Annotated in this window: 24 protein-coding genes and 2 tRNA genes; 10 read left to right on the top strand and 16 right to left on the bottom strand. The window is 66.1% G+C overall.

Going from position 1 to position 23,177, the window contains the following annotated elements; genetic code table 11:
* Positions 1 to 563: 563 nt before the first annotated feature.
* Positions 564 to 1,187, bottom strand: a complete 624-nt coding sequence (locus tag J0I99_RS18930; RefSeq protein WP_291399038.1) for a cold-shock protein — start codon at positions 1,185 to 1,187, stop codon at positions 564 to 566.
* A gap of 219 nt (positions 1,188 to 1,406) precedes the next feature.
* On the opposite strand from J0I99_RS18930, the gene J0I99_RS18925 reads away from it, so the two are divergent.
* From J0I99_RS18925 to J0I99_RS18895, 7 genes are all read left to right on the top strand, one after another.
* Positions 1,407 to 1,826, top strand: a complete 420-nt coding sequence (locus tag J0I99_RS18925) for a VOC family protein (RefSeq protein ID WP_291394224.1) — start codon at positions 1,407 to 1,409, stop codon at positions 1,824 to 1,826.
* A gap of 101 nt (positions 1,827 to 1,927) precedes the next feature.
* Positions 1,928 to 2,380 (top strand): D-Ala-D-Ala carboxypeptidase family metallohydrolase, encoded by a 453-nt coding sequence (locus J0I99_RS18920; RefSeq protein ID WP_291394223.1) that lies wholly within the window; start codon positions 1,928 to 1,930, stop codon positions 2,378 to 2,380.
* Positions 2,381 to 2,447: 67 nt separating this feature from the next.
* Positions 2,448 to 2,522, top strand: a tRNA-Glu gene (locus tag J0I99_RS18915).
* Positions 2,523 to 2,581: 59 nt separating this feature from the next.
* Positions 2,582 to 2,656, top strand: a tRNA-Glu gene (locus J0I99_RS18910).
* A gap of 105 nt (positions 2,657 to 2,761) precedes the next feature.
* On the top strand, positions 2,762 to 3,940 hold the full coding sequence (locus J0I99_RS18905; protein WP_291399037.1) for a mandelate racemase/muconate lactonizing enzyme family protein: 1,179 nt from the start codon (positions 2,762 to 2,764) through the stop codon (positions 3,938 to 3,940).
* 63 nt (positions 3,941 to 4,003) lie between these two features.
* Complete coding sequence (locus J0I99_RS18900) at positions 4,004 to 4,354, top strand: metalloregulator ArsR/SmtB family transcription factor (RefSeq protein WP_291390555.1); 351 nt, start codon at positions 4,004 to 4,006, stop codon at positions 4,352 to 4,354.
* A gap of 96 nt (positions 4,355 to 4,450) precedes the next feature.
* Positions 4,451 to 4,909: an SRPBCC family protein gene (locus tag J0I99_RS18895; RefSeq protein WP_291399036.1), complete on the top strand. Its 459-nt coding sequence runs from the start codon at positions 4,451 to 4,453 to the stop codon at positions 4,907 to 4,909.
* A gap of 54 nt (positions 4,910 to 4,963) precedes the next feature.
* Here the strand turns inward: J0I99_RS18895 and J0I99_RS18890 are convergent, their stop codons facing one another.
* From J0I99_RS18890 to recJ, 3 genes are all read right to left on the bottom strand, one after another.
* Positions 4,964 to 5,221, bottom strand: a complete 258-nt coding sequence (locus J0I99_RS18890) for a hypothetical protein (RefSeq protein WP_291390553.1) — start codon at positions 5,219 to 5,221, stop codon at positions 4,964 to 4,966.
* A 284-nt stretch (positions 5,222 to 5,505) separates the two neighbouring features.
* The gene (locus J0I99_RS18885) at positions 5,506 to 6,744 is read right to left on the bottom strand and encodes a cyclopropane-fatty-acyl-phospholipid synthase family protein (RefSeq protein WP_291399035.1); all 1,239 of its coding nucleotides are present in this window, start codon (positions 6,742 to 6,744) and stop codon (positions 5,506 to 5,508) included.
* Between the two features lie 148 nt (positions 6,745 to 6,892).
* Positions 6,893 to 8,689, bottom strand: coding sequence for a single-stranded-DNA-specific exonuclease RecJ (gene recJ / locus J0I99_RS18880; protein ID WP_291399034.1), 1,797 nt, complete (start codon positions 8,687 to 8,689; stop codon positions 6,893 to 6,895).
* A 154-nt stretch (positions 8,690 to 8,843) separates the two neighbouring features.
* On the opposite strand from recJ, the gene J0I99_RS18875 reads away from it, so the two are divergent.
* Positions 8,844 to 9,773 carry a TIM44-like domain-containing protein gene (locus J0I99_RS18875; RefSeq protein WP_291399033.1) on the top strand — a complete coding sequence of 310 codons (930 nt, stop codon included), beginning with the start codon at positions 8,844 to 8,846 and terminating at the stop codon, positions 9,771 to 9,773.
* A gap of 100 nt (positions 9,774 to 9,873) precedes the next feature.
* On the opposite strand, the gene glpX is transcribed toward J0I99_RS18875, so the two are convergent.
* Together glpX and J0I99_RS18865 are read right to left on the bottom strand one after the other, a co-directional pair.
* On the bottom strand, positions 9,874 to 10,854 hold the full coding sequence (gene glpX, locus J0I99_RS18870; protein WP_291390549.1) for a class II fructose-bisphosphatase: 981 nt from the start codon (positions 10,852 to 10,854) through the stop codon (positions 9,874 to 9,876).
* 84 nt (positions 10,855 to 10,938) lie between these two features.
* Entirely contained in the window at positions 10,939 to 12,279 is a 1,341-nt protein-coding gene (locus tag J0I99_RS18865; RefSeq protein WP_291390556.1) for a homoserine dehydrogenase, read from the bottom strand.
* A 445-nt stretch (positions 12,280 to 12,724) separates the two neighbouring features.
* Between J0I99_RS18865 and J0I99_RS18860 the strand changes: the two genes are divergently transcribed.
* On the top strand, positions 12,725 to 13,399 hold the full coding sequence (locus J0I99_RS18860; RefSeq protein ID WP_291399032.1) for a sulfotransferase domain-containing protein: 675 nt from the start codon (positions 12,725 to 12,727) through the stop codon (positions 13,397 to 13,399).
* A gap of 10 nt (positions 13,400 to 13,409) precedes the next feature.
* On the opposite strand, the gene J0I99_RS18855 is transcribed toward J0I99_RS18860, so the two are convergent.
* From J0I99_RS18855 to J0I99_RS18820, 8 genes are all read right to left on the bottom strand, one after another.
* A complete protein-coding gene (locus J0I99_RS18855; protein WP_291399030.1) occupies positions 13,410 to 14,624 on the bottom strand; it encodes an LL-diaminopimelate aminotransferase in 1,215 nt (404 codons plus the stop codon).
* Between the two features lie 315 nt (positions 14,625 to 14,939).
* Complete coding sequence (locus J0I99_RS18850) at positions 14,940 to 15,569, bottom strand: SdpI family protein (RefSeq protein ID WP_291390546.1); 630 nt, start codon at positions 15,567 to 15,569, stop codon at positions 14,940 to 14,942.
* Positions 15,570 to 15,586: 17 nt separating this feature from the next.
* Complete coding sequence (locus tag J0I99_RS18845; protein ID WP_291390544.1) at positions 15,587 to 15,853, bottom strand: metalloregulator ArsR/SmtB family transcription factor; 267 nt, start codon at positions 15,851 to 15,853, stop codon at positions 15,587 to 15,589.
* Between the two features lie 106 nt (positions 15,854 to 15,959).
* On the bottom strand, positions 15,960 to 16,304 hold the full coding sequence (locus J0I99_RS18840) for a cytochrome c (protein ID WP_291390542.1): 345 nt from the start codon (positions 16,302 to 16,304) through the stop codon (positions 15,960 to 15,962).
* A 73-nt stretch (positions 16,305 to 16,377) separates the two neighbouring features.
* A complete protein-coding gene (locus tag J0I99_RS18835) occupies positions 16,378 to 17,388 on the bottom strand; it encodes a glycosyltransferase family 1 protein (RefSeq protein ID WP_291399028.1) in 1,011 nt (336 codons plus the stop codon).
* Between the two features lie 101 nt (positions 17,389 to 17,489).
* Positions 17,490 to 17,969: a 30S ribosomal protein S9 gene (gene rpsI, locus J0I99_RS18830; protein ID WP_291399027.1), complete on the bottom strand. Its 480-nt coding sequence runs from the start codon at positions 17,967 to 17,969 to the stop codon at positions 17,490 to 17,492.
* A complete protein-coding gene (gene rplM / locus J0I99_RS18825; protein WP_291399025.1) occupies positions 17,969 to 18,433 on the bottom strand; it encodes a 50S ribosomal protein L13 in 465 nt (154 codons plus the stop codon). The genes rpsI and rplM overlap by 1 nt, the downstream gene beginning before the upstream one ends.
* A gap of 228 nt (positions 18,434 to 18,661) precedes the next feature.
* Positions 18,662 to 19,714 carry a COX15/CtaA family protein gene (locus J0I99_RS18820; protein ID WP_291399023.1) on the bottom strand — a complete coding sequence of 351 codons (1,053 nt, stop codon included), beginning with the start codon at positions 19,712 to 19,714 and terminating at the stop codon, positions 18,662 to 18,664.
* 83 nt (positions 19,715 to 19,797) lie between these two features.
* Between J0I99_RS18820 and J0I99_RS18815 the strand changes: the two genes are divergently transcribed.
* Positions 19,798 to 20,004, top strand: a complete 207-nt coding sequence (locus J0I99_RS18815) for a DUF2842 domain-containing protein (protein WP_291391133.1) — start codon at positions 19,798 to 19,800, stop codon at positions 20,002 to 20,004.
* Positions 20,005 to 20,006: 2 nt separating this feature from the next.
* Here J0I99_RS18815 and J0I99_RS18810 read toward each other — a convergent pair whose 3' ends face one another.
* Both J0I99_RS18810 and J0I99_RS18805 read right to left on the bottom strand, forming a co-directional pair.
* A complete protein-coding gene (locus J0I99_RS18810; protein ID WP_291399021.1) occupies positions 20,007 to 21,032 on the bottom strand; it encodes a polysaccharide deacetylase family protein in 1,026 nt (341 codons plus the stop codon).
* Between the two features lie 15 nt (positions 21,033 to 21,047).
* Entirely contained in the window at positions 21,048 to 23,063 is a 2,016-nt protein-coding gene (locus J0I99_RS18805) for an exopolysaccharide transport family protein (RefSeq protein WP_291399019.1), read from the bottom strand.
* Positions 23,064 to 23,177: the final 114 nt, after the last annotated feature.

Genomic DNA, 23,177 nt, shown 5'->3' with positions numbered 1-23,177 from the left:
AAAACCCCGATCGGCCGGCGAGGCGTGAGCCTCATTCATTCTGCGGACTACCGCGAGGGGCAAAGGCCCCGCCGGCCCGTTCGCTTCATCTCTCCAACGGAGGGATGGCTCTTTGACAAACTCCGAAGCCGCAAGGCTGTCGGATGCATAAGCACGCCCGGCGCGCGTGGCTCCCCCACCCAGTTCCGCTAGGTCCTCGCTGACGCGAGAACAAAGCTGCTGCCCTCCCCACAAGGGGGGGAGGCCGGTGACTGGGGGGATGAATCACGGGTCTCCCTCCCCCTTGTGGGGCTTCGCGCCGTCCGAAGGCAGATTGCTCCGGTGGAGCAATCTGAGGCAAGAAGGCCATGAGAGCTATGCTCGAATGGCTGGCAGAGGCGCTTGTGAGCGATAGCGAACTAGCAAAGCTGGGTGGGGGGAGGCAACGCGCACCAGTGCCGGCGTTCTGGGCGGGGCCTACTGTCAAGCCTCGCCCGGCGCCCCGAGCCTTGCAGATCCATCGCCTCCGCCAGAAACAAGAACGGCGCCCACCGGGGCGCCGCCTCCACCGCCAGACTGCCGGCTCAGTGCGAGCTCGGCGCGTCGCCCCAGCCATCGGGGCGGATCTCGGCGACCATCAGGCCCTTGGGGCCGGTGCCGTAGCGCACCAGCACGTGCTGGCCGGGCCTCAGCTCGGTGATGCCGAACCGGCGCAGCGTCTCCATGTGCACGAAGATGTCGGGCGCGCCGTCGCCGGCGGAGAGGAATCCGAAGCCGCGGATGCGGTTGAACCACTTCACCTCGAGACGCTCCAGCTTGCTGGTGGGCTCGACGCTGACATGCGTGCGCGGGGCCGGCATCTGCGCCGGATGCTTGGCCGTCGAATCGTCCATCGACAGGATGCGGAAGGCCTGCAGCCCCCCGGGCCGCGCCAGCGCCTCGACAACCACGCGCGACCCCTCGTAGGCGGTCTGGTAACCGTCGCGGCGCAGGCAGGTGACATGCAGGAGCACGTCCGGGCGGCCATCGTCCGGGATGATGAAGCCGAATCCCTTGGCCACATCGAACCATTTGATGGTGCCCACCACCTCGATCACATCGATTGCTGGATCGCCCCCATGCCCCAACGCCTGCCGCACGCCGGGATCAACCGACTCGGAAGAGCGGAATCCGGGATCGTCACCGTCGGGTGTTGATTTGGCCCCCATGCCTCAAGCCTTTTCGTACTCGCCCCGCCGCAAGAACGGGGTACGCTACAAGACCGGGGCACTCTGGCCGATTCACTGCCGGAAGTTAAGAAGCGTTTACGAATTTGTCCGGGTTTTTCGCGATGGCCTGCCGGTGTGGCCCGGTTGCTGCATGAGATACTCGACAATACAGTGCCGCACGCGGCGCGACCCGCCCCCTGACCACTCGGAGGAACCGACTTGAGATACCTGCACACCATGGTGCGCGTCACCGATATCGACCAGAGCCTGCGCTTTTACTGCGAGGGCCTCGGACTCGAGGAAGTGCGCCGCACCGAGAACGAGAAGGGCCGCTACACCCTGGTGTTCCTTGCTCCCAAGGGTCAGCCGGACGCGCAGGTCGAGCTGACCTATAACTGGGACCCGGAGGTCTATGCCGGCGGGCGCAATTTCGGCCATCTCGCCTACGAGGTCGACGACATCTACGCCACCTGCAGGCACCTGCAGGACATGGGCATCACCATCAACCGCCCGCCGCGCGACGGGCGCATGGCCTTCGTGCGCTCGCCCGACAACATCTCGATCGAGATCCTGCAGGCCGGCCCTGCCCTCGCGCCGGCCGAGCCGTGGCTGTCCATGCCCAATACCGGCGCCTGGTAACCGGGCGCTAACCAGTCGGCTTAGCCGGCGGTTAGCCAAACCGCATTAGCTTCCCCGAAGACGATCCGGCCGGGCAAGGGCTGGCCTTCGGGGAAGACCTCATGATCCGCCTCATCGCTGCGCTGGCGTGCGCAACGCTTCTCAGTGGCTGTTTCTTCTGGGGTGGCGGACCGGCCTCGTATGGCGGCTACGTGCAGCGCGCCGGCATGTTCCTCGCCTCCGAGGACGTCGACAATTCCTGCATCTCCCCCAGGCTCGCGAGCGTCATCGCCTCGTTCGAGCGCCGGTATGGCCGCAAGATCGTGGTCAACTCGCAATACCGCGACCCGATCCGCAACATCATCGGCGGCGGCGTCGACAGCAGCTATCACATGCGATGCCTGGCGGTGGATTTCTTCATCCCGGGCGTCCCGAAGTCCGAACTCATTGCGTACGCACGCTCGAACCCCGAGGTCGGCGGACTGGGCTGCTATCCGGGTCGCGATTTCATCCATGTCGACGTCCGCGACCGGCCGCGCGGCTGGAAAAAGCCCATCACCTTCTCCGGCTGCTGAAAGCGCGAAAAGCCCGGAATTAGCTCTTGCCAGCCTTCCGGAACGCCCCTATACGGACGCCACCGCGGCGCCCTTCGTCTATCGGTTAGGACGGCACCCTTTCACGGTGCAGAGAGGGGTTCGACTCCCCTAGGGCGCGCCACTTCCCTTCATGGGGCGGTGGTTGACGTGGTCGGCGTTCATCGCCATAAGAGTTCCGCCGCGCCCATCGTCTAGCGGTCAGGACACCGCCCTCTCACGGCGGGAACAGGGGTTCGATTCCCCTTGGGCGCGCCAACTCTCCCTCACATTGAAGTGCAGAGATGTCGCCCGCCGGCGAGCGCCGCTATCGTCGCGCTGGCCCCCGGTCTATAGCTGCGTCCGACACCTTTGGGGGGAACCATGCCGCAACGACATCTGTCGCCGTCCGACCGGGGCCAGGCGACCATCACCGACATCAGGGCCATGCGGCTCGACAGCGGCTTCTGCCTGGTCCGCATCGACACCGACGCCGGCGTCTCCGGCTACGGCGAGTGCGGCGATCTCGACGGCGACCTGGTCCGCGCCTCGATCCTCACCCATGCCAAGGGCGGCGCGCGCCTGCCGCACTTGCAGCTCGTCGGCAAGGATCCGCTCGATATCGGCGTCCACCACCACAACATGTTCTACGCCTATCGCCAGCGCCCTTCGCACATGATGGTGTGCTCGGGACTCGACATGGCGCTGTGGGACCTCGCCGGCAAGCTGCTCGGCCAGCCCGTGCACAAGCTGCTCGGCGGCGCCTTCCGCAGCGAGATCGAGCTCTATTCGCACTGCCCGCACTTCGACCTGACGGATGCTGGCGCGTGGCGCGACGCGGCGGCCGACCTCAAGTCCGACCCGCACGGCTTCAAGACGTTCAAGGTCGACATCCACGATGCTATCGGCATCAGCATGCAAGAATATGTGCCGAGCCTGTCGCCGGGCGACATCCGCCGGATTCGCCGCTCCTACGAGCTGGCGCGCGAGCACCTGGGCGAGGACATCGACATCATCGTCCACTGCCACAACGAACTCGATGCGCCGAGCGCCATCGCCGTCGCCGAGGCAGTGGAGGCGATCCGGCCGATCTACTTCGAGGACCCGCTGCAGCCCGGCTTCTCCGAGAACTGGGTGGCGCTGCGCAAGACGACGCGCATCCCGATCATGACCGGCGAGAACATCGAGCTGCCCGAGCAGGCCTTGCCCTTCCTCCAGACCCAGGCGGTGGATTGCCTCCAGCCAGACATCGTCAACTCGGGCGGCATCACCGGCACGAAGGCGATCGCCGACCTCGCCGCGCTGTACCGGACACCGATCACGCTGCACAATGTCAGCGGTCTGCTGCTCAATGCCGCCAGCCAGCAGCTGGCCGCGGCCATCTTCGACTGTCCGCGCATCGAGTGCACCCGCCGTGCCACGTCGCTAGAGTGGGCCAGCCCCAATCCCCTCCTAATCCGCGACGGCAGGATGGCGATCTCGACAGCTCCGGGGCTGGGCGTCGACCTCCACCACGACTGGCTGGACGTACACCGCTACCCCGGAGAGAGGGGCTGGGCGTAGTGACATCGCTTAGGTCGTGGCCTAACTATTGACAGCAGACGTCAACCTAAATTACTTAATCTTATGCTTAAGCAACCGGCAGAGCCGCTCGACCTCATGTTCCAGGCCCTCGCCGATCCGACGCGGCGGCGCATGGTAGAGCGGTTGACCCTCGGTTCGGCGTCGGTCAGCGAGCTGGCCGAACCATTCAAGATGAGCCTACCTGCAGTGGTCCAGCACCTGCAGGTGCTCGAACAGAGCGGGCTGGTGAAAACGCAGAAGGTCGGGCGGGTTCGCACCTGCACGATCGATCCGGGCGCGCTGAGCCTCGCGGAGAAATGGATCAACGACCGCCGCATCGGCTGGGAACGACGCCTCGACAGGCTGGGTGCGTTTCTCGACGCCCTGCCCGACGATGGCGACCCGGGCACCTGACTGCCCCGTCCTGGTTCAACATCAGCGTCCGGCGGCGCCGCCGGCGTGGGCACTCGTTGCCCGCCGCACCCAACCGACATCGGAGAGGAAGAGAAGATGACCGACCGTTCCATCGCCCACGGCAGCTTCACCGTCGAGCGCACTTACCGGCACGCACCGGCCAAGGTCTTCCAGGCCTGGGCCAATCCCGAGTTCAAGCGCCAGTGGTTCGGCTCGCCCAGCCCGGACAAGCCGACCGACGTGATGGATTTCCGCGTCGGCGGCCGCGAATACAACGAGAGCGAGCACCAGGGCAGCACGTACACCTTCGACGTGCTCTATCGCGACATCGTGCCCGACAATCGCATCATCTACACCTACGAGATGGCCATGAACGGCAGGCGCATTTCGGTGTCGCTCGCCACCGTCGAACTGTTTCCGGACGGCAGCGGCACGCGGATGGTGGTGAAGGAAGACGGCGCGTTCCTCGATGGGCTGGACACCTGCAAGCAGCGCGAGGACGGCACGAACTACATCATCGACCTGCTGGGCAAGTGGCTCGACGAGCAGGGCTGAGGACCTGCCGGCGGGCGCCGTCGACTGCGCTCCGCCCACTGCTTGGCCGATCCGCTAGCCGGCTATGCGATGCGGCGCGAACGAGCGGCCTTCACCGCTGTCATGCAGGCTGGACCACACGACCCAGTACTTGCCATGCTCATCGGGCACGAGAACCTCGGCATCGCGGCCCGAATGGGCCTGGAAGCGCGCCAGCGAGCGCGCCTCCAGCGCGGCATTCTCCCGCGCATCGTAGGGTCCGTGCGCCTTGCCCTCGAAATCCACCCACCAGGCGTCGCGACTTCGGATCACGAGATAGAGTGCTTTGGCCATTCGCGACTGCCCCAGTCCGATCACGCATACGTTATCGCAGATTCCCTCGTTCTGCGGAGCCCGCGCAAGGTGTTTTCGCACAACTGGGATAGTCCCGGTAAGCAATGATCGGCAGTGGAGTTTTAGTAAATATTTGCAGGCATTTGCGCTGATCTGCCGGCTGCATCGCGTGTCGACGCGCTAGTCACGACGGCACTTTTGCAGTTGCCGGCTCGGCGGACACCGCGCCAAGGTCGGTGAATCACCGCCTGCCACGGCGCGAGCACGAGCCGCCTACGATGGTGTCAAACCGGGCGGCGGTACTGGTAGATGCCGACGTCGATGGAGCCCTCGGCGAACCCTGCCTCGCAGTAGCTGAGGTAGTAGACCCACTTGCGGCGGAATTCCTCGGTGTAGCCGAGCTTCTTGATTTCGCTCCAGCGCTCGAGGAAGCGCTCCCGCCACAGGCGCAGCGTTCGGGCATAGCTCAGGCGGAAGGTCTCGACATTCTCGAGGACGAGCCCGACCTTGTCGCCCTGCTCCTGCATCGCCGTCTTGGTCAGCAACATGCCGCCGGGAAAGATGAAGCGCTGGATGAAATCAGGCCGTGCCCGGTAGTCGAGGAAATCCTTCTCGCCGATGGTAATGGCTTGGATGGCAGCGGTCCCGCCCGGCTTCAGCCGGTCGTGCACGGTCTTGAAGTAGCTCGGCCAGTGCTCCTCGCCCACCGCCTCGATCATCTCGATCGAAGCGACATGGTCGAACTGGCCCCTGGTGTCGCGATAGTCCTCGAAATGCAGGGTCGCGAGCGTGTCGAGACCCTGGCGGCGCATCCGGTCGTTGGCATATTTCAGCTGCTCGGACGAGAGCGTGATGCCGTACACCTGCGCGCCGAACTCCTTGGCAGCCGTCTCGGCAAAACCGCCCCACCCGCAACCGATCTCGAGCACGGTGTCGCCGCGCTGCACGCCGGCCATCTCGACCACCTTGCGGTACTTTGCATACTGGGCATCGGTCAGCGTCATGTCGTCCGACGTGTAATATGCCGACGAATAGGTCATCGAAGGATCGAGCCACTGCTCGTAGAAGTCGTTGCCGAGGTCGTAGTGCTCTGAGATGTTCTTCTTGGCGCCTTCCTTGGAGTTGCTCCGGCTGAGGTGGTAGGCGAGGTCATGCGCGGCACGGCCGTACCAGGACCTCTCGCTGTTATCGAGCACGTCCCGGTTCTGCAGGAAGTAGCGGAACAGCGAGGTCAAATCGTCCATGTCGACGTCGCCGTCGATATAGGCCTGGGCAAAGCCGACGGTGCCGCGCTTCAGCGTTTTCTGCAGCACGTCGAAATTGTGCAGCACGATGTGCGGATGCTCCCCGCCGCTGGCCGGATCGCCGAAGGTGCGCTTCTTTCCGTTGGGGAAGGTGATGGTCACGGCTCCGTGCCTGGGGCGACCGATGAGCCGCCTGCCGAACCACGCCGCAACGGCCGAAAGCAGATGGGTCCACGGCGTGGGCGAACTGGCCCTCGTTTCAACCGCAAGCTTATCCATGACGCAACGATCCAGACACTTCCCGCCACCGAAGACGGGCCACGATAAACGCACCGCCTGCCCCACCGCCGCGGCCGCGCCCTGAAGAATGCAGCACTTTAGTCACCATAAGTGGATATGCAAGCATCACTTTCAACCGGCCCGCCCCCTACAGCCCCTGGGGGTAGGCGGCATCCGCCAGGCGCAATTGCACTTCTTCCCGACCCTGCCAGTGGTCAATGCTGAGCGTGCCGGCAAGGTGAAGCGCGGTGTCGTTTCCAGCCGACAGCAGCGCCTCGCCCAGCGCAGTCGTCGCGGCGCGGAAGGCGATGGCCTTGAGGCGCGCCCCATCCCCTGACGTCAGCGTGAACTTGACGTGCCCCGCTCCGCCGACGACTTCGGCGAAGCGCGCCTTGTGGGCGGGAAACACGAACACCGGCTGGGGGCTACCGGAGCCGAACGGCCCTGCCCGCTCGATCTCGCGCACGAACTCTGGCGTCGCGGCCCGCGCTGTCATTGCCGCGTCGATCGCCAGGGCCGATGCCGCCCGTGCCGCTCCCACCGCACCGGCGAGCCTGTCGTTGACGTGGGCTCGGAACGGTCCGAGCTGGCCGGGCCTGAGCGTCACCCCCGCCGCCATGGCGTGACCGCCGCCCTTGGCAATCAGCCCGGACTCCACCGCCTCGATCACCACGGTGCCGAGGTCGACGCCGGGCATCGACCGGCCGGAGCCAGTGCCGCCGCCATCGGGCGCGAGCGCGATGGCGAAGACCGGACGCTCGAAGCGCTCACGCACTCGCGCGGCGATCAGCCCCACCACGCCGGGGTGCCAGTTGGCCGAGGCGAGCACGAGCACCGGAGGTCCCTCGCCTGCGCCGATCTCGGCTTCGGCGGCGCGCACCGCCTCCTCCACCGCCTCGACCTCGATGCGCTGGCGCTCGGAATTGAGTTCGTTGAGCTGGGCCGCGATGATCAGCGCCTGTTGCTCGTCGTCGAGCGTCAGCAGGCGGGTGCCCAGCGCGGCATCGCCGATGCGGCCACCGGCATTGATCCGCGGCCCGATCAGGTAACCCAGATGGTACGGGTTGAGCGGGCCCGATAGCCGCGCGGCCAGCGCCAGGGCGCCGATGCCGCGGTTCGAGCCGGTGCGCGCCACCTCGAGCCCGCGAGCCACGAACGCCCGGTTCAGGCCCGTGAGAGGTACCACGTCGCACACCGTCGCCAGGGCCACGAGGTCGATCATGCCCATCAGGTCGGGCAGGCTCGAACGCCCGAGCTGGCGCAGCAGCCGGTTGGTCGCGACCAGCACCATGAAGGTCACTCCGGCAGCGCAGAGATAGCCGAGCCCGGAGATGTCGTCCGGTCGGTTGGGGTTCACCAGCGCCGTCGCGGGCGGCAGTTCGGCGTCGGAGAGGTGGTGGTCGATGACCAGCACGTCCAGCCCGCGCTCGCGGGCGTGGGCGATGGGGCCATCGCTGGTCGTGCCGCAGTCGAGCGTGATGAGCAGCGTCGCCCCGCCGTCGACCAGCTTGTCGATGGCCGCTGTATTCGGTCCGTAGCCCTCGAATACGCGGTCGGGGATATGGATCTGCGGCGTGATACCGAAATGCCCGAGAAACCGCGCCATCAGCGCGCAGGAGCAGGCGCCGTCGACATCGTAGTCGCCGAACAGCGCTACCGGCTCATGGTCGGTGATCGCCTTTGCCAGCCGCTCGGCCAGCGCATCCATGCCGGCCAGGGTGGAAGGATCCGGCATCAGCTCGCGCACGGTCGGCTGCAGGTAGCGCTCCGCCGAGTCCAAGTCGACGCCACGACCGGCAACGATGCGCGCGAGAATATCGGACAGCTCGGTGCGCTGGCCGATCGCCGTGGCCATGCGCAACCCGGCCGCGTCGAGCCGGTCGACCCAAGGGCGGCCAAGCACGGAGCGGCTGACATCGAGGAAATTGGCGCGCGGCTCGTCCATCGGTGTGGAAGTAAGCGGATTGGGCACTTGCGTCGAGGGGAGACACCCGGTTTTCCTCGGCTCGCGGCAAAATCGGACATGCGGACCGCAGCAGGTCTAAAACTGCGATGCGCGGGTTCCCATATCGCAACCATCTTTGACCAAGGGGACCGCCATGTTCGTCAACCGGGGCTTCCAGCTCTCAGCCCTTCTCGCCACCCTCATCATGGCCTTCTCGCTCGTCGCGGTCGACACGGCCGAGGCGCGGCGCGGCGGCAGCTTCGGCGGCCGCGGCCTTCGCACCGAGCGCAGCATTCCCTCGACGCAGGTCGCGCCCAAGACCACGGCGCCGGTGCAAAACACGATGACGAACGGGACCCAGAAGAGCACCGCCGGCGCCGCCACCGCGGCCGCCCGTCCCTCGATCTTTGGCGGCTTCGGCGGCGCGCTGCTCGGCGGCCTGCTGTTCAGCGGCCTGTTCGGCTTCGGCTTCGGCGGTTTCGGCGGCATGCTCGCCCTGCTCTTCCAGGTCGTGATCATCGGCTTGATCGTCGGCTTCTTCCTGCGGCGGCGGCAGCCGGCCATGGCGGGCGGCGCACCATTCCAGTACCAGCCGCCGAACGCGGGCCAGAATTACGCCGGCCGGCCGTCAGACAGCCCGGGTCCGCGCTCCAATGCCTCGCAGCGCGCCGGACGCCGCGACGAGATCGGCGTGCGCGACGCCGACCTCGCGACCTTCGAGCGCAATCTCGCTGAACTGCAGGACGCGTATTCGCGCGAGGACTATGCCGCGCTGCGCCGGATCACCACGCCCGAAGTCATGGGCTACCTCGCCGAGGAACTCGGCGCCAATGCCTCGCGAGGCCTGCGCAACGAGGTCTTCGACGTCCGCCTGCTGGCCGGCGACGTGGCCGAGGCGTGGCGCGAGGGCGGCACCGAGTATGCCAGCGTCGCCATGCGCTACGAGTCGCGCGACGTCACCCGCAACCGGAGCACCGGTGAGATCGTCAGCGGCGACGACCACGTCACCGAGACCATCGAAATCTGGACTTTTCAGCGCCAGAACGGCGGACCGTGGCTGGTCAGCGCCATCCAGGAAGCGTAGGCGCGAGCGCTATCGGAAACACGAAGGGCCGCCCCAAGGGCGGCCCTTTACGTTCGTCTCGATGTTCCGGCCTCCACCGGCTGTCATCCCAGCGAAAGTCCTACCGGCGATGCTCCGCCGATATCCAGCGCACCGTCTGGCTCCACGAGCGCATCACGACGGTACTGGTCCGCACCGAGCCCTGACGGTAGCGCACTCCGCTCAGCAGGCTGCCGTCGGTCACCCCGGTCGCCGCGAACAGCACATCGCCCGACGCGAGTTCCTCGGTCCGGTACTTCTTGTTCGGCTCGACGACGCCCATTTTCAGCGCCCGTGCCCGCTTGTCCTCGCTATCGAGGATCAGCCGGCCCTGCATCTGGCCGCCGATGCAGCGCAGCGCCGCAGCCGCCAGCACGCCTTCAGGCGCTCCGCCCGACCCCAGGTAGATGTCGATGCCCGTGTCCTCGGTGTTGACCGCGTGGATGATGCCGGCGATGTCGCCGTCCGAGATCAGCTTGATCGCTACCCCTGCCGAGCGGAGATCGTCGATCAGGCCGGCATGACGCGGGCGGTCCAGGACACAGGCCGTGATCTCGCTGACCGGCACGCCCTTGGCCCTGGCCAGCGCCGTCACGTTCTCCCTGGTCGACTGGTCGAGGTCGACGATGCCGGCCGGATAGCCGGCCCCGACGGCGATCTTCTGCATATACACGTCTGGCGCATTCAGCAGTCCGCCGCGCTCGGCCATGGCGAGCACGCAGATCGAATCGGGCTGGTTCTTGGCGCACAGTGTCGTGCCCTCCAGCGGATCGACTGCGATATCGACCTGGGGGCCATCGCCGGCGCCGACTTCCTCGCCGATGTAGAGCATCGGCGCCTCGTCGCGCTCGCCCTCGCCGATGACGATGCGGCCTTCGATGTGCACATTGCCCATCTCGCCGCGCATCGCCTCGACGGCGGCGGCGTCGGCTGCCTTCTCGTTGCCTTTGCCGCGCCAGCCGGCCGCGGCAACCGCCGCCGCCTCGGTAACGCGCACCAGCTCCAGCGTGAGGGAACGATCGATCGCCGCTTGCCGGTCGGTATTGGACTTGCTGAGCTTCATAAGCACTCCCTGCCCCGCCGCAGGGGCGCTAAAGGTATCCTCTGCGGTCGCGTCCCGAACCGCGAGAGCCCGCGCGGAACGCTCCTAAAGCTGCTCGATCCGGATCATCTGCGGATCGCCGACGATGAAGCCGTCACCCTTGATCGCCTGCAAGGCGTCGCGGACGGTCTGCTCCATGGTGGAGTGCGTGAGCAGCACCACCGTACGGGTGTCGGTTCCCGTCACACCCGGCTCGCTAACCCGCAAGTCCGGACGCTGGATGACGCTTTCGAGCGAGATGCCGGCGCCACCCATGCGGGAAGCAATAGCGGCAAACGCGCCCGGCACATCCCTGACATTTAGTCGGATGTAGTACCCTCCCTCGTGCTCCCGGATCGGGGCACGGCGGTACGGTGTGAGCTCGGCGATCGGCACGCCCAGCGGTGGCACCTTGGTGCCGCGGGCAATGTCGAGGATATCGGACAGCACCGACGAGGCCGTAGGCGGCCCGCCGGCGCCCGGCCCGGCGAGCAGCAGTTCGTGCACGTGATCGGTCTCGAGCGCCACGGCGTTCAGCACGCCGTCCACGCCGGCAATGGCCGACGTCCTGGGCACCAGCGTGGGATGGACGCGCTGGTCGATGCCGTCGGCCGAACGCTGCGCGATGCCGAGCAGCTTGATCTTGTAGCCGAGGTCGCCGGCCACCTTGATGTCCGCCTGGCTGATCGACGTGATGCCTTCAACGAAAATCTCGTCCGGCGCGATCTCGCAACCGAAGCAAAGCGAAGCGAGAATCGCCAGCTTGTGCGCCGTGTCGAAGCCTTCGACGTCGAAGGTCGGGTCGGCTTCGGCATAACCAAGCTTCTGTGCGTCTGCCAGGCACTCGGCGAAGCTGATGCCCTCGTTCCCCATACGGCTGAGGATGTAGTTGCAGGTGCCGTTCATGATGCCATAGACGCGGGCGATGCGGGCCGAGCCGAGGCCCTCGCGCAGCGTCTTGATCACCGGGATGCCGCCGGCGACGGCTGCTTCGAAGCCGAGCTGGGCCCCCGATTCCTCCGCGATGCGCGCCAGGTTCACCCCATGCCGGGCCAGGAGGGCCTTGTTGGCCGTCACGACCGGACGGCCGATCTCCAGAGCGGCGCGGACCGCCGCGAGGGCAGGACCGTCCTCGCCGCCGATCAGCTCGACGAAGAGATCGATCCCGTCGGACTTGGCGAGCGCGACGGGATCATCGAACCATTCGAGGTCGGTCGTATCGATCCCGCGATCCCGACTGCGCGAACGGGCGCACACCGCCGTCACGGTGATCTTGCGCCCCAGTTTTCGCGTCAGTTCCTCGCCATCCTTCTGGATGATGCGCACCAGGGTGGCACCGACGTTGCCGAGACCGGCAACACCAATCCGGAGCGGCGCCTCGAGAGCGGCGTCCGCCTGTTCCTGCATCGCCTTGAGGATGCGGGTGCGCGTGTCGGAGCGCGGCTCGCGTCCCTCGCGCAGGTCGAACACGAACAGCGGGTCCCCCGCGATGGTCCGTCCGAACCGCGTCGGGGTCCAGCCACGGGCGGCAATGAAGGCTTCGACGGACTGGCGGAACGACTGGATATCGGACATGGGCACAAGCTTTCGGACGTGTGCGAGAGCTATGAATAGGAGAGACCCTATCCGTCAATAGGATTGATCGCCGCAAGCTCGCCCCGTCTCGACTTGACGATGGGCCGGCGCCCCTGCCCGATCGAAATGGAACCCCGGCTCCGATCTCAGCAAACCCGGTGACTGATCGGGCTTTTCTGGCGCAGAACGTCGATTATTACAAAACCGTCATGTGATGACGCATTTCCGTCACAATGTAGCAACGTTGCTGCCACGATATGCTAGATACCTAACTATCATGACCACAGCCCCCGTCGTCTGGCTTGCTTCGTACCCGCGTAGCGGCAACACGTTCCTCCGAACGATCATCTACCATTGCTTCGGGGTGCGCTCGGCCAGCATCTACGCTGGCGATCTGGGTGAACTGGGCGTTGGCGACATGGTTGGCCACATAGAACAGCGACCAGATGGCAGCATCGATTTCGGCAACGAGCCTGTCCGGCTCCTCAAGACGCATCATCCCCCGCAGGATGACCGGCCGACCATCTACATCATTCGCGACGGCAGGGCTGCTTCGACCAGCCTGTACGAGTTCTACAAGAAGCGGATGCCTCTCAGGGCTATTATCGAAGGGCGGAACATTTTCGGGACATGGACGGGGCACCTCAGGCGCTGGAACCCACTTGAACGTCCCTCCACACTATTCCTCCGCTACGAGGATATGGTTCAGGACACTCGCGGAATCATTGACCGACTGGCCGAATACCTGGGCCTAAGGCCAAACTCCTACCTTGTCCCATCCCGGGAGGACCTGGCGCGGGCCGACGGAACGTGGATTCGCCACAGTGACTCCAAGCGGACTGAACTGGAGGGAGAAGACCTCCAGCGCTTCTGGGAGATCAATGGCAAGGCCATGGAAAGCTATGGCTATGCCCGTCTGGCCGGCCCGTCGGAGCCGGCCAGGCTGACCTGACCCACGCGGCCTACTTCACAGCGGCGATCGGCACCACATTGCCGTGGCTGGGCTGGCCAGCCAGGAACTTCTTGATGTTGCGAGCGGCCTGGCGGATGCGCTGCTCGTTCTCCACCAGCGCCAGGCGCACGTACTGGTCGCCGTACTCGCCAAAGCCCACTCCCGGCGCGACGCCGACGCCGGTTTCCTGGATCAGCAGCTTGGCGAACTCGAGCGAGCCCAGGTGGGCGAACTGCTCCGGGATCGGCGTCCAGGCGAACATCGTCGCCTTGGGCGAGGGAATGTCCCAGCCTGCCCGGCCGAAGCTCTCGACCATCACATCCCGGCGCGACCGATAGACGTTGCGGACTTCCTCGATCACCTTGTCGTCGCCATTGAGCGCCGTCGCCGCCGCCACCTGGATGGGGGTGAAGGCGCCGTAGTCGAGATAGGACTTCACCCGTGCCAGCGCCGCGATCAGGCGCTCGTTGCCCACCGCGAAACCGACGCGCCAGCCGGGCATCGAATAGGTCTTGGACATCGAGGTGAACTCGACGGTGATGTCGATGGCCCCCGGCACTTCCAGCACTGATGGCGGCACGTCCTCGTCGAAGTAGATCTCGGCATAGGCGAGGTCGGAGAGGATGAATATCTCGTGCTCTTTGCAGTACTTCACGACCTCCTTGTAGAAGTCGAGCGTCGCCGTATAGGCGGTCGGGTTGGCCGGGTAGTTCAGCACCAGCGCGATCGGCTTGGGGATCGAGTGGCGGACGGCGCGATCGAGCGCGCGCATGAAATCCTCGTTCGGGTCGGCCGGCATCGAGCGCACCACGCCGCCACTCATGATGAAGCCGAACGAGTGGATCGGATAGGTCGGGTTCGGCACCAGCACCACATCGCCGGGCGCCGTGATCGCCTGCGCCATGTTGGCGAAGCCCTCCTTGGAGCCCAGCGTGGCGACCACCTGCGTATTGGGATCGAGCTTCACGCCGAAGCGGCGGCCATAGTAGCTCGCCTGCGCCTTGCGGAGCCCGGGAATCCCTCGCGAGGTGGAGTAGCGATGGGCGCGCGGATCGTTCACCGTCTCCTTGAGCTTGTCGACGATCGGCTGGGGCGTCGGCAGGTCCGGATTGCCCATGCCGAGGTCGATGATATCGACGCCGTTGGCGCGCAGGCGCGCCTTGATCGGGTTGATATGATCGAAGACGTAGGGCGGCAGGCGGCGAATGCGGTGGAAATCGTTCATTGGAACCTCGGGTGACCCGCGACGCACTCTTGAGTGCACGCATCGCCTTGTAGGGGCGCCGATTATCGCGGAATTATGGTTTTGACTCGGTTAAGCGGCCGACCGTGGCCGCCATGCTCGTTCGGTTCCGCTCTCCCCAGCCGCGTTGCGGCGCTCGGGGAGAGCTAGCGAGCGGGGGCCTGAGCGCGCGCAGCCGCTCCGGCGGCGAAGCCGGCTGCTGCGATTGGCGCTACTACTCCCTGAGTCATCGACCCGGTCCCGAGTTGGAATCCCTCACGTGTAGGCACGGATTCCGACACGGTCAAGGCAAGGCGCCTAGATTCGCCCATGCCGCCGCGCCAACCGGCGGGAGTAGAGCGTGCCGGCGATCATCGGCACCGCCACGCATGCGACGAGGAACCAGATGAGCAGCGCGAACGGCGCCAGCGCGGCGGCAACGGCCAGCGCCACGCCCCCGGCCATGCAGAGCCAGCCGGTGAAGCGATGCGTCGCCTGCCAGTTGGCGGGGTCGCCAAGTGTCGTCGGTATCCGGATGCCCGCTATGCTGTTGGGTTGTGACTTGGGCAGGGCATTGCCGAGCACGACGAGCAGGACGGCGAGGGCAAACCCGAGCGCCCGCACCATCTCGATCTCGAAGCCAAGGCCAATCAGGACGGTGACGATCTCGATCACTGCGAACAGCCCGGTGAGGCCGGTCAGCACCACTCCGGTGGCGTGACGGCCGCCCTTGGTCTCCCCGGCCGGCGCGACCCTCATCAGGATGAGCATGACTGCCCAGACGAACGCGACGATCCCGACCGGCCAGAGCAGCGCCGTCTCGCGCGATGCAAACCCGTCCGGCAGGCCGTTCGCACCCCAGTGAATAGGCAGGCGGGTGCCGGCGGGAATCAGGGCGAATCCTGCTCCGACCGCGCCCAGCAGGACGGCCAGGAGAATGATGCGCATGGGAGTGAGGACTGCTTTCATTTCGCTTCTTTCAGGCTGAGCAGGCCGCTCACGGCCTCCTCGAGTATGGACGTGTTGAGGTGGTAGATGAGGCTGGTCCCCTGCCGCTCCACCACGACCAGCTCGGCGTCCCTGAGCTTGGCGAAGTGCACGGAGAGCGTGGGCTTGCTCAGCGCAAAGTGTCCAGCCAGCGCCCCGGCCGACATCGGACCCGACCGAAGCAGGTGCAGGATCTCCCGGCGTACCGGATGCGACAGCGCTTCGAAGACGGCATTGATGCCCATGGACCCGCTCACAAGTGAGGACAGGCGTTATTTCGTCGATACTCTAATTAGAGTCAAGGCAAATCTAACGCCCGCCGTCATGGGCGCGATGCTGCGCCTCAGTGCCCTACTCGCCCTGCCCCGGCCCGGCCAGCGACTTGATGTAGGCAACGATGGCGGCCGCCTGCTGAGGGTCGAACTCGAACTCGGGCATTTCCGGGTGCGCGGTCACGATCCCCTCGACGAGGGCCTCGCTCAGGTCCTCGATGTCGTAGCGCTGATGGAGTTCCCGGAAGCGCGGCGCGATGGCGAGCGGGCTGTCGCCGGTCCGGCCTACTGCATGGCAGTCGGAACAATACTCGTCGACGAGGACGTGGCCTTCGGTGATCGGGTCGGCCAGCGCCATCCCGGGGCCGGCCAGTGCCGCGCTGCCCAATACCAGAACTGCGATCGCGCCGCGAATGTTGCGCATGGTGTCCTCCCGATCGAATCGGCCTCCATCATGGCCGGCTATTTCGGCCTGGCGATTGACCCTGCGCAACCGGTCAGGATCGCGATGGCAGGTGACTGAGGAACTGGTCCGTGCTTGCCGCCCAGGAGAACTGTTCCGCGTAGGCGCGACACGCATCGCGCGAGAGGCCGAGCGCATGCATGGCCGCCGCCTTGAGGTCATTGTCGAGGGCGCCGACGGGAGCGTCGCCGATCACGTCGATCGGCCCCGTCACCGGGAAGGCAGCCACCGGAGTGCCGCTGGCCAAGGCCTCCAGCAGCACAAGGCCGAATGTGTCGGTCTTGCTGGGGAAGACGAACACGTCGGCCGACGCGAACAGTCGCGCCAGTTCGTCCCCCTGCCGCGGACCGAGGAACACCACATCGGGATATTCGGTTTTGAGCCGGTCGAGGCTTGGCCCGCCCCCGACCACGACCTTGGTGCCTGGCAGGTCGAGTTCGAGGAATGCCTCGATGTTCTTCTCCACCGCGACGCGGCCGACATAGAGGAACACCGGGCCGTCATATGGCAGCGGACCGCGCTTGCCGGGGTGGAACAGCTCGGTGTCCACGCCCTTTTGCCAGATCACCGCATTGGTGAAGCCGCGATTCTCGAGCAGGGTCTTCAGATGCGGCGTGCCGACCAGGCAATAGGTCGCCGCGCCGTGGAACCAGCGCAGGAACCGGTAACTCCAGCGCAGCGGCACGGGCAGCCGCGCCCGTAGATACTCGGGAAACTGGGTGTGGTAGGCGGTGGAGAACGGGACCCCGTTCCGGCGGCACCAGCGGCGCGCCATGATGCCCAGCGGCCCTTCGGTGGCGATGTGAATGGCGTCGGCGTCCGCGGCCTCGATCCTGGCATAGACAGGCTTCATCAGGGTCCGGCTCAACCGGATCTCGCCGTAGCCGGGCATCGGGAACGTCTTGAACTCGTTCGGCGTCAGCAGCTTCACCGTTATGCCGCGCTTCTCCATTTCGCGCACCACCAGCTCGATCGACCGCACCACGCCATTGATCTGCGGGTGCCAGGCGTCGGTGACGATCAGGACGGTCTTGGGCTGCGGCATCGGCGGCTCGAGCTATGGGCGGCAATGGGTAGCCCGCGCCGGGCCAAAAGCAAAGGGCCCGCATCGCTGCGGGCCCCCGGCAGATCTGAAACCCGAAGCGCCTAGCGCTTGGAGAACTGGAACGAACGACGGGCCTTGGCCTTGCCGTACTTCTTGCGTTCGACCACGCGGCTGTCGCGGGTCAGGAAGCCACCGGCCTTCAGCACGCCGCGCAGCTCGGGCTCGTAATACGTCAGCGCCTTGGAGATGCCGTGGCGTACAGCACCGGCCTGGCCGGACAGACCGCCGCCCGAAACGGTGGCGATCACGTCATACTGGTCGACGCGCGCGGCCGCGACGATCGGCTGCTGCAGCACCATCTGGAGCACCGGACGGGCGAAGAAGGCGTTGAATTCCTTGCCGTTGACGGTGATCTTGCCGGCACCGGGCTTGATCCAGACGCGGGCGATGGCGTTCTTGCGCTTGCCGGTGGCGTAGGCGCGCCCTTCCTTGTCCAGCTTCTGGACATGGACGGGAGCCTCGTTGGCGACGGCGACGTTGGCAGTGCCCAGGTCTTCGAGGGAATTGATGGTCTCGGCCATTACTTGGCCCTCACATTCTTGGTGTTGAACGAGGCGACATCGAGCTTGGTGGGCGATTGCGCCTCATGCGGATGGGTCTCGCCGGCGTAGACGCGCAGATTGCCATACTGCTTGCGACCGAGCGGGCCGCCCGGAAGCATGCGGCGCACGGCGTTCTCCAGCACGCGCTCCGGGAAACGGCCTTCGAGCAGTTCGCGCTGCGTCCGGTCCTTGATGCCGCCGGGGTGGCCGGTGTGCCAGAAGAAGCGGCGCTGATCGAGCTTCTTGCCGGTCAGTTTCACCTTGTCGGCGTTGATGACGACGACGTTGTCGCCCATGTCCATGTGCGGCGTGAAGGTCGGCAGATGCTTGCCGCGCAGGCGCATCGCGATGATGGAGGCCACGCGGCCGACCACCAGGTCCTTGGCGTCGATCAAGACCCACTTCTTGTCGATCTCGCTCGGCTTTACCGAGAAGGTGCTCATTGATGTTTTCCTTTGGGAAAGGCGGACAAGTTGACCCATGCCCGGTTTTCGTGGCGCGGATATACGGGGCGGACGACAAGGCGTCAAGCGTGAAGATTTATCGCTGCAATATCAATGCTTTATGCGATTGGTATAATAATACCACATTCTAAACCATTGATATTTATAGACTCGGTCTCATCCGGACAGGTGACAGCGAGCACTCGCTGCCGCCCGACGGAGTGGTCCCTACCCCCGCCGCGGCGTTGCATCCGCCAAGTACGCGATCGTCGCGCCTGCCAACATGAAGGCCAAGGCCTGGTGGCCCAATGCCAGCGAGATCGGCACCATGCTGAGCAGGGTCGCAATGCCGAGCCCGACCTGCAGGAGGACCAGCACCGCGATACGTGGCAGCCAGCCGGCGACGCCGCCGAAGCCGCCGCGTCGCGATTGCCGCCACAGCACCCAGCCGGCATAGATCACGACGACGTAGGCGATCACGCGATGGATGAACTGCACCGTGAGCGCGTTCTCGAACAGGTTCTTCCAGAACGGCTCGATCACGTCGAGGCCCTGCGGGATCAGCGCGCCATCCATCAGCGGCCAGGTATTGTAACCCATGCCGGCGTCGAGCCCGGCGACGAAGGCGCCGGCCACGATCTGCAGTTCGATCAGGACGAGCAGCGTCCAGGCCGGCCAGCCGGGACTGGACGCCGTCTTGGCCGGTTCGAGCCGGCGGGCCACCCAGATCAGTGCGAGGAACAGCAGCGAGGCGGCAAACAGGTGCGCGGCCAGGCGGTACTGCGACACCGAGGTCAGGTCCGACAGGCCTGAACTCACCATCCACCAGCCGAGGAACCCCTGGAAGCCGCCCAGCAGGAACAGCCCGGCCAATGGTCCGGCGAGGCTCCAGGTGAAACGCCGCTGGAACAGAAACACCACGAACGGAACCGCGAAGGCCAGGCCGATGAGGCGCCCGAGGAAGCGGTGCGCCCACTCCCACCAGAAGATCGACTTGAAGTCCTCGATGCCCATCCAACCGTTCTGGACGCCCTGCGGTATCTGCCGGTAGGCCTCGAACTCGGCCTGCCAGTCGGCATCGGTCAGCGGCGGTAGCGTGCCCGAGATCGGTTTCCACGAGGTGATCGACAGGCCCGACTCGGTGAGCCGCGTCGCCCCACCCACCACCACCATGGCCAGCACGAGCAGCGCCATGCAGTAGAGCCAGATGCGCACCGGCTTCAGCCGATCGGCGCCGGTTGCGAGGGGGGTGGACGATTGTTCGGTTGCGCTGAGGGTCAAGATGAGTTCCTTTGCGCTCCGACTACTCCCGGCAGCGGCCCGAAACAATGGCCGGATTGCCGCATCTGGATCACGGCAAGGCGATGACCCAATCCACGCGCAAGCTCCTCGGCACCGTCCTCATCCTGCTCTCGCTGGTCGTGTGGTCGGTGCTGGGCACGTGGATCTACATGAGCTTTCTTGCCGCAGCGGCGTGGTGGCTGCTGATCGGCTTCTTCGCCGTGATGGGCATGGGCTGGTTCTTCCCGGCCGCCTGGATCATCCGGTGGATGGCCAGACCGGATGCCTGATCCTAACCTCGGCCGAGCGAGAACAGTCCGGGCGTAGCAAACACATCGACATGCCGCCGCGCCTGTAGCGCGCCGCCGATGCGCACACGCGGCAATGCATGGAGCCGATAGCGATCGCCGGCGAACAGGCCGCCGGGCACCGTCGTTACCGCCGTCCGCAAGCCGAGCTCACGCGCGAACCCGAATTCCCGGGGCCCGGCTGCCATGGCATCGCCGACCGGATAACCGAGGTGCTGCGGCGCCACGCCGAACTGCGCCTTGAGGATACGCACCGACTGCTCGATCTCGGAGCGGGCATCGGCCGGGCCGAGCTTGGCGAGCTCGTAGCCGTGCACGGTGCCGGCGCCGATGGTGCAGAGCCGCTCGTCGGCGAAGTGGCGCAGCTCGCCCCAGTCCATCACGAGCTCGCGGCAGTGGCGGGCGAGGTCGAGGCCGTATTGGGTCGCAAGGTCCCGGACCAGCGCGACGCGGTCGGCCTCGGGCATGGTGCGCATGCGCTTTAGCAACGCGGCATAGGCCCGGTGTTTCTCGGCGAGACTGGCGGTCGCATAATACTCGGTCTCCCCGCCAAGGCTGACGGCGAGGGCGTTCTGGCCCGCCACGATATCCTCGAGCGCGTGCCGCCACATCTCCCCCACCCCGTCCACCGGCGCCGTAGGCACGTACAGGGCAAACGGGCTCTGCTGGCGCCTGAGGATCGGCAGGGCGTACTTGAGGTTGTCCCGGAAGGCGCCGTCGAAGGTCAGCGCCACGAATGGCCTCGTCGCCTCCTCCATCTCGATTCGGCGCGCCGCCTCATCGAGATCGACAATGTCGAAGCCGAGCTGCCGTACCCGCACGATGGTGAATTCGAGGACGTCGGGCTTGATCACCAAGCCGGCATTGGGCGCAAAATCGGCCGGATCATCCGGCAGCACCCTGTTCATGGCAAAGACGATACCGCGCGCCTTCGAGCGTGTCCGCAACAGGCGCGGCAGCTGGCTGGCCCAGATGAGCTCGAACGCAGCGCCGGCGAACCTCTCCCTCAAGTCCGCCATCCCGGCCTACGCTACCTCTGCCCGCGCCTCGGCGAGATCTACGACACGGCAGGCCGCAAAGCCAAGCGCGGCAACATCCCGCTCGGCATTGGCGATGGCCATCGGGTCCGCATCGCCGTTCGCCACCAGCACCACCGCCGCCGGCAACCCGGCGAAGAGCGGCAGGCTCGTCGTCATGCCGGCGCGCCCGGTGTCGACGACCACCAGATGGTAGAGATCGGCCAGCGCCTCGGCCATGGTGAGCGGACGCGTTGAACGCCGGTCGAGAGTGGGCACCCTGCCCCAGCGCACCTCGGCCAGGTTGTCGTCGATGCGCTGCACCGCAGCACCGTAGTCGCATATGCCCGCCGCCAGGTCGGTAAGTCCCGCGACGTCCGACGTGATGCCGCTCGCAGCGTCGATGATCACGGCGCTGAACTGGGCCATGAGCGCGTCCTCGAGCAACCGCTCGACGACCTGCACCACCCCCTCGCCCTCGCCCACGCTCACCAGCAGGACGATCCCCTGATCGTCCAGGGCGCGGATCAGGTCCGGCAACGCGCTCTCGATGGACGATCGGGGCGTCCCGGCGCTCGAGATCGCCTGCCCGATCGCACGCTCCAGAAGGTCGTCGGTATCGTCGCCCTCGCCCGTGACCTCGGGCTCGGCGACGAAGGCCGCCAGTTCCTGCTGGTCATGGTCGGAATCGCGGCTCAGTGGTGCCGCCGCCCGCCCGAGCAGCACGGCCGCGACCTGCAGCGCCAGCACGCCAAACCCGACGGCCCCCATGATCAGCAGATACTTTGGCGAGGACGGCTCGAAGGCCGGCGTCGCATCGCTGATGACGCGGATGTCCTGTCGGCCGCTACCGGCATCGTTGGACAGGTCGGCATACTTGGCAAGGTAGCTGTCGAGCAGATCGTGCTGGGTCCTCGCATCCCGCTCGAGGCTCTCGAGGTTGACGGCGGTCTGTGCGGCACCGTCCCCGGTTGCCTTGTCACTTGCCGCCTGTTGGCGCAAACGCTGCTCCCGATCGGCGGCGACCGTGGCCTCGGCCTCCAGCGATTCGGCGATCCTCGCCGCTTCCTCCGAGATCGAGCCGTTGAGCTGGTTGATCTGCGACTTCAGTGCCTTGATGGTCGGATGGTTGGGCAACAGCGTGGTCTGCTTCTGCGTCAGTTCGGCCTCGAGGCTGGCCTTGGACTGCAGCAGCACGCCGATCACAGCCGACTCGCGGACATCGGGAACGCCGTCGAGCGGTTTGCCCGAGGCAAGCAGCCCGCGGATCACCTCGGCGCGCGAACTGGCGCTGGCCTTGCGCTGCTGCGCCTCGGCGATCTGAGCTGCTGCACCTGACAGGGCGTCAGTTGGCGGCAGGGCGACCGGGGTGTCGGAGAGGCCGTTCTCGAGCTTGTATCTGGCAACGGCAGCATCGGCGGCGCTCACCCTGGCACGCAGGCTCTCGATCTCCTGGTTGAGTCGCGTCGTGGCGCCAGCCTGCTCCGATGCCTGCCGCGCCGCCCAGCCCTCGACATGTGCCCTCGCGACAGCATTGGCGATGCTGGCTGCCAGTTCGGCATCGCCGGCGTGCACCGTGACGGAAACCACCGACGACTCACGCTCGCGCCCGACGCTCATGCGGCCCGCAAGGTTGGCGATCACCACGTCGTCGAGATTGCGCGTCGCTGCACCCTGCCCGATCAGCCGCATAAGCGCTGACAAGGGCGAGAAGCCGACGCTCGAGAACTCAGGCACCGACCGCAGGTTCTGCAGATCCACTACCCGCAGGAGCAGGTCCCGTGATGTGAGCAACTCGACCTGGCTTTCGACGCGGGCGCTCGTCGCTGCGGCGTCGTCGGAACCGGCCTCGAGCATCAGCCGCGCGGTCGACTCATATGTGCGCGGCACGAAGGCCAGCACGGCCGCAGTGGCCACGATCGCAAGCACGGTAACAAGCAGGATGCGCAGCCAGCGCGACGGCACGACGGCGTGCACCGTTCCGATAGCCACCCGCGGCTGTTCGCGCTCGTCGTCGGGACTCACAGGCGATCTTCTCCATGTGCCCCAGCCTATGCGCCCGCGTGGTAAGCATTCGGTTAAGCCTTGGCGCAGAATGCAAATCGGTCCTCGCCTTTTAAGCGGAATGTTAACCATGCC

Source organism: Devosia sp., assembly GCF_017307495.1.
Classification (GTDB): Bacteria; Pseudomonadota; Alphaproteobacteria; order Rhizobiales; family Devosiaceae; genus Devosia_A.
The sequence above is the reverse complement of the archived record's forward strand: the minus strand, read 5'-3'. Positions and strand labels throughout refer to the sequence as shown.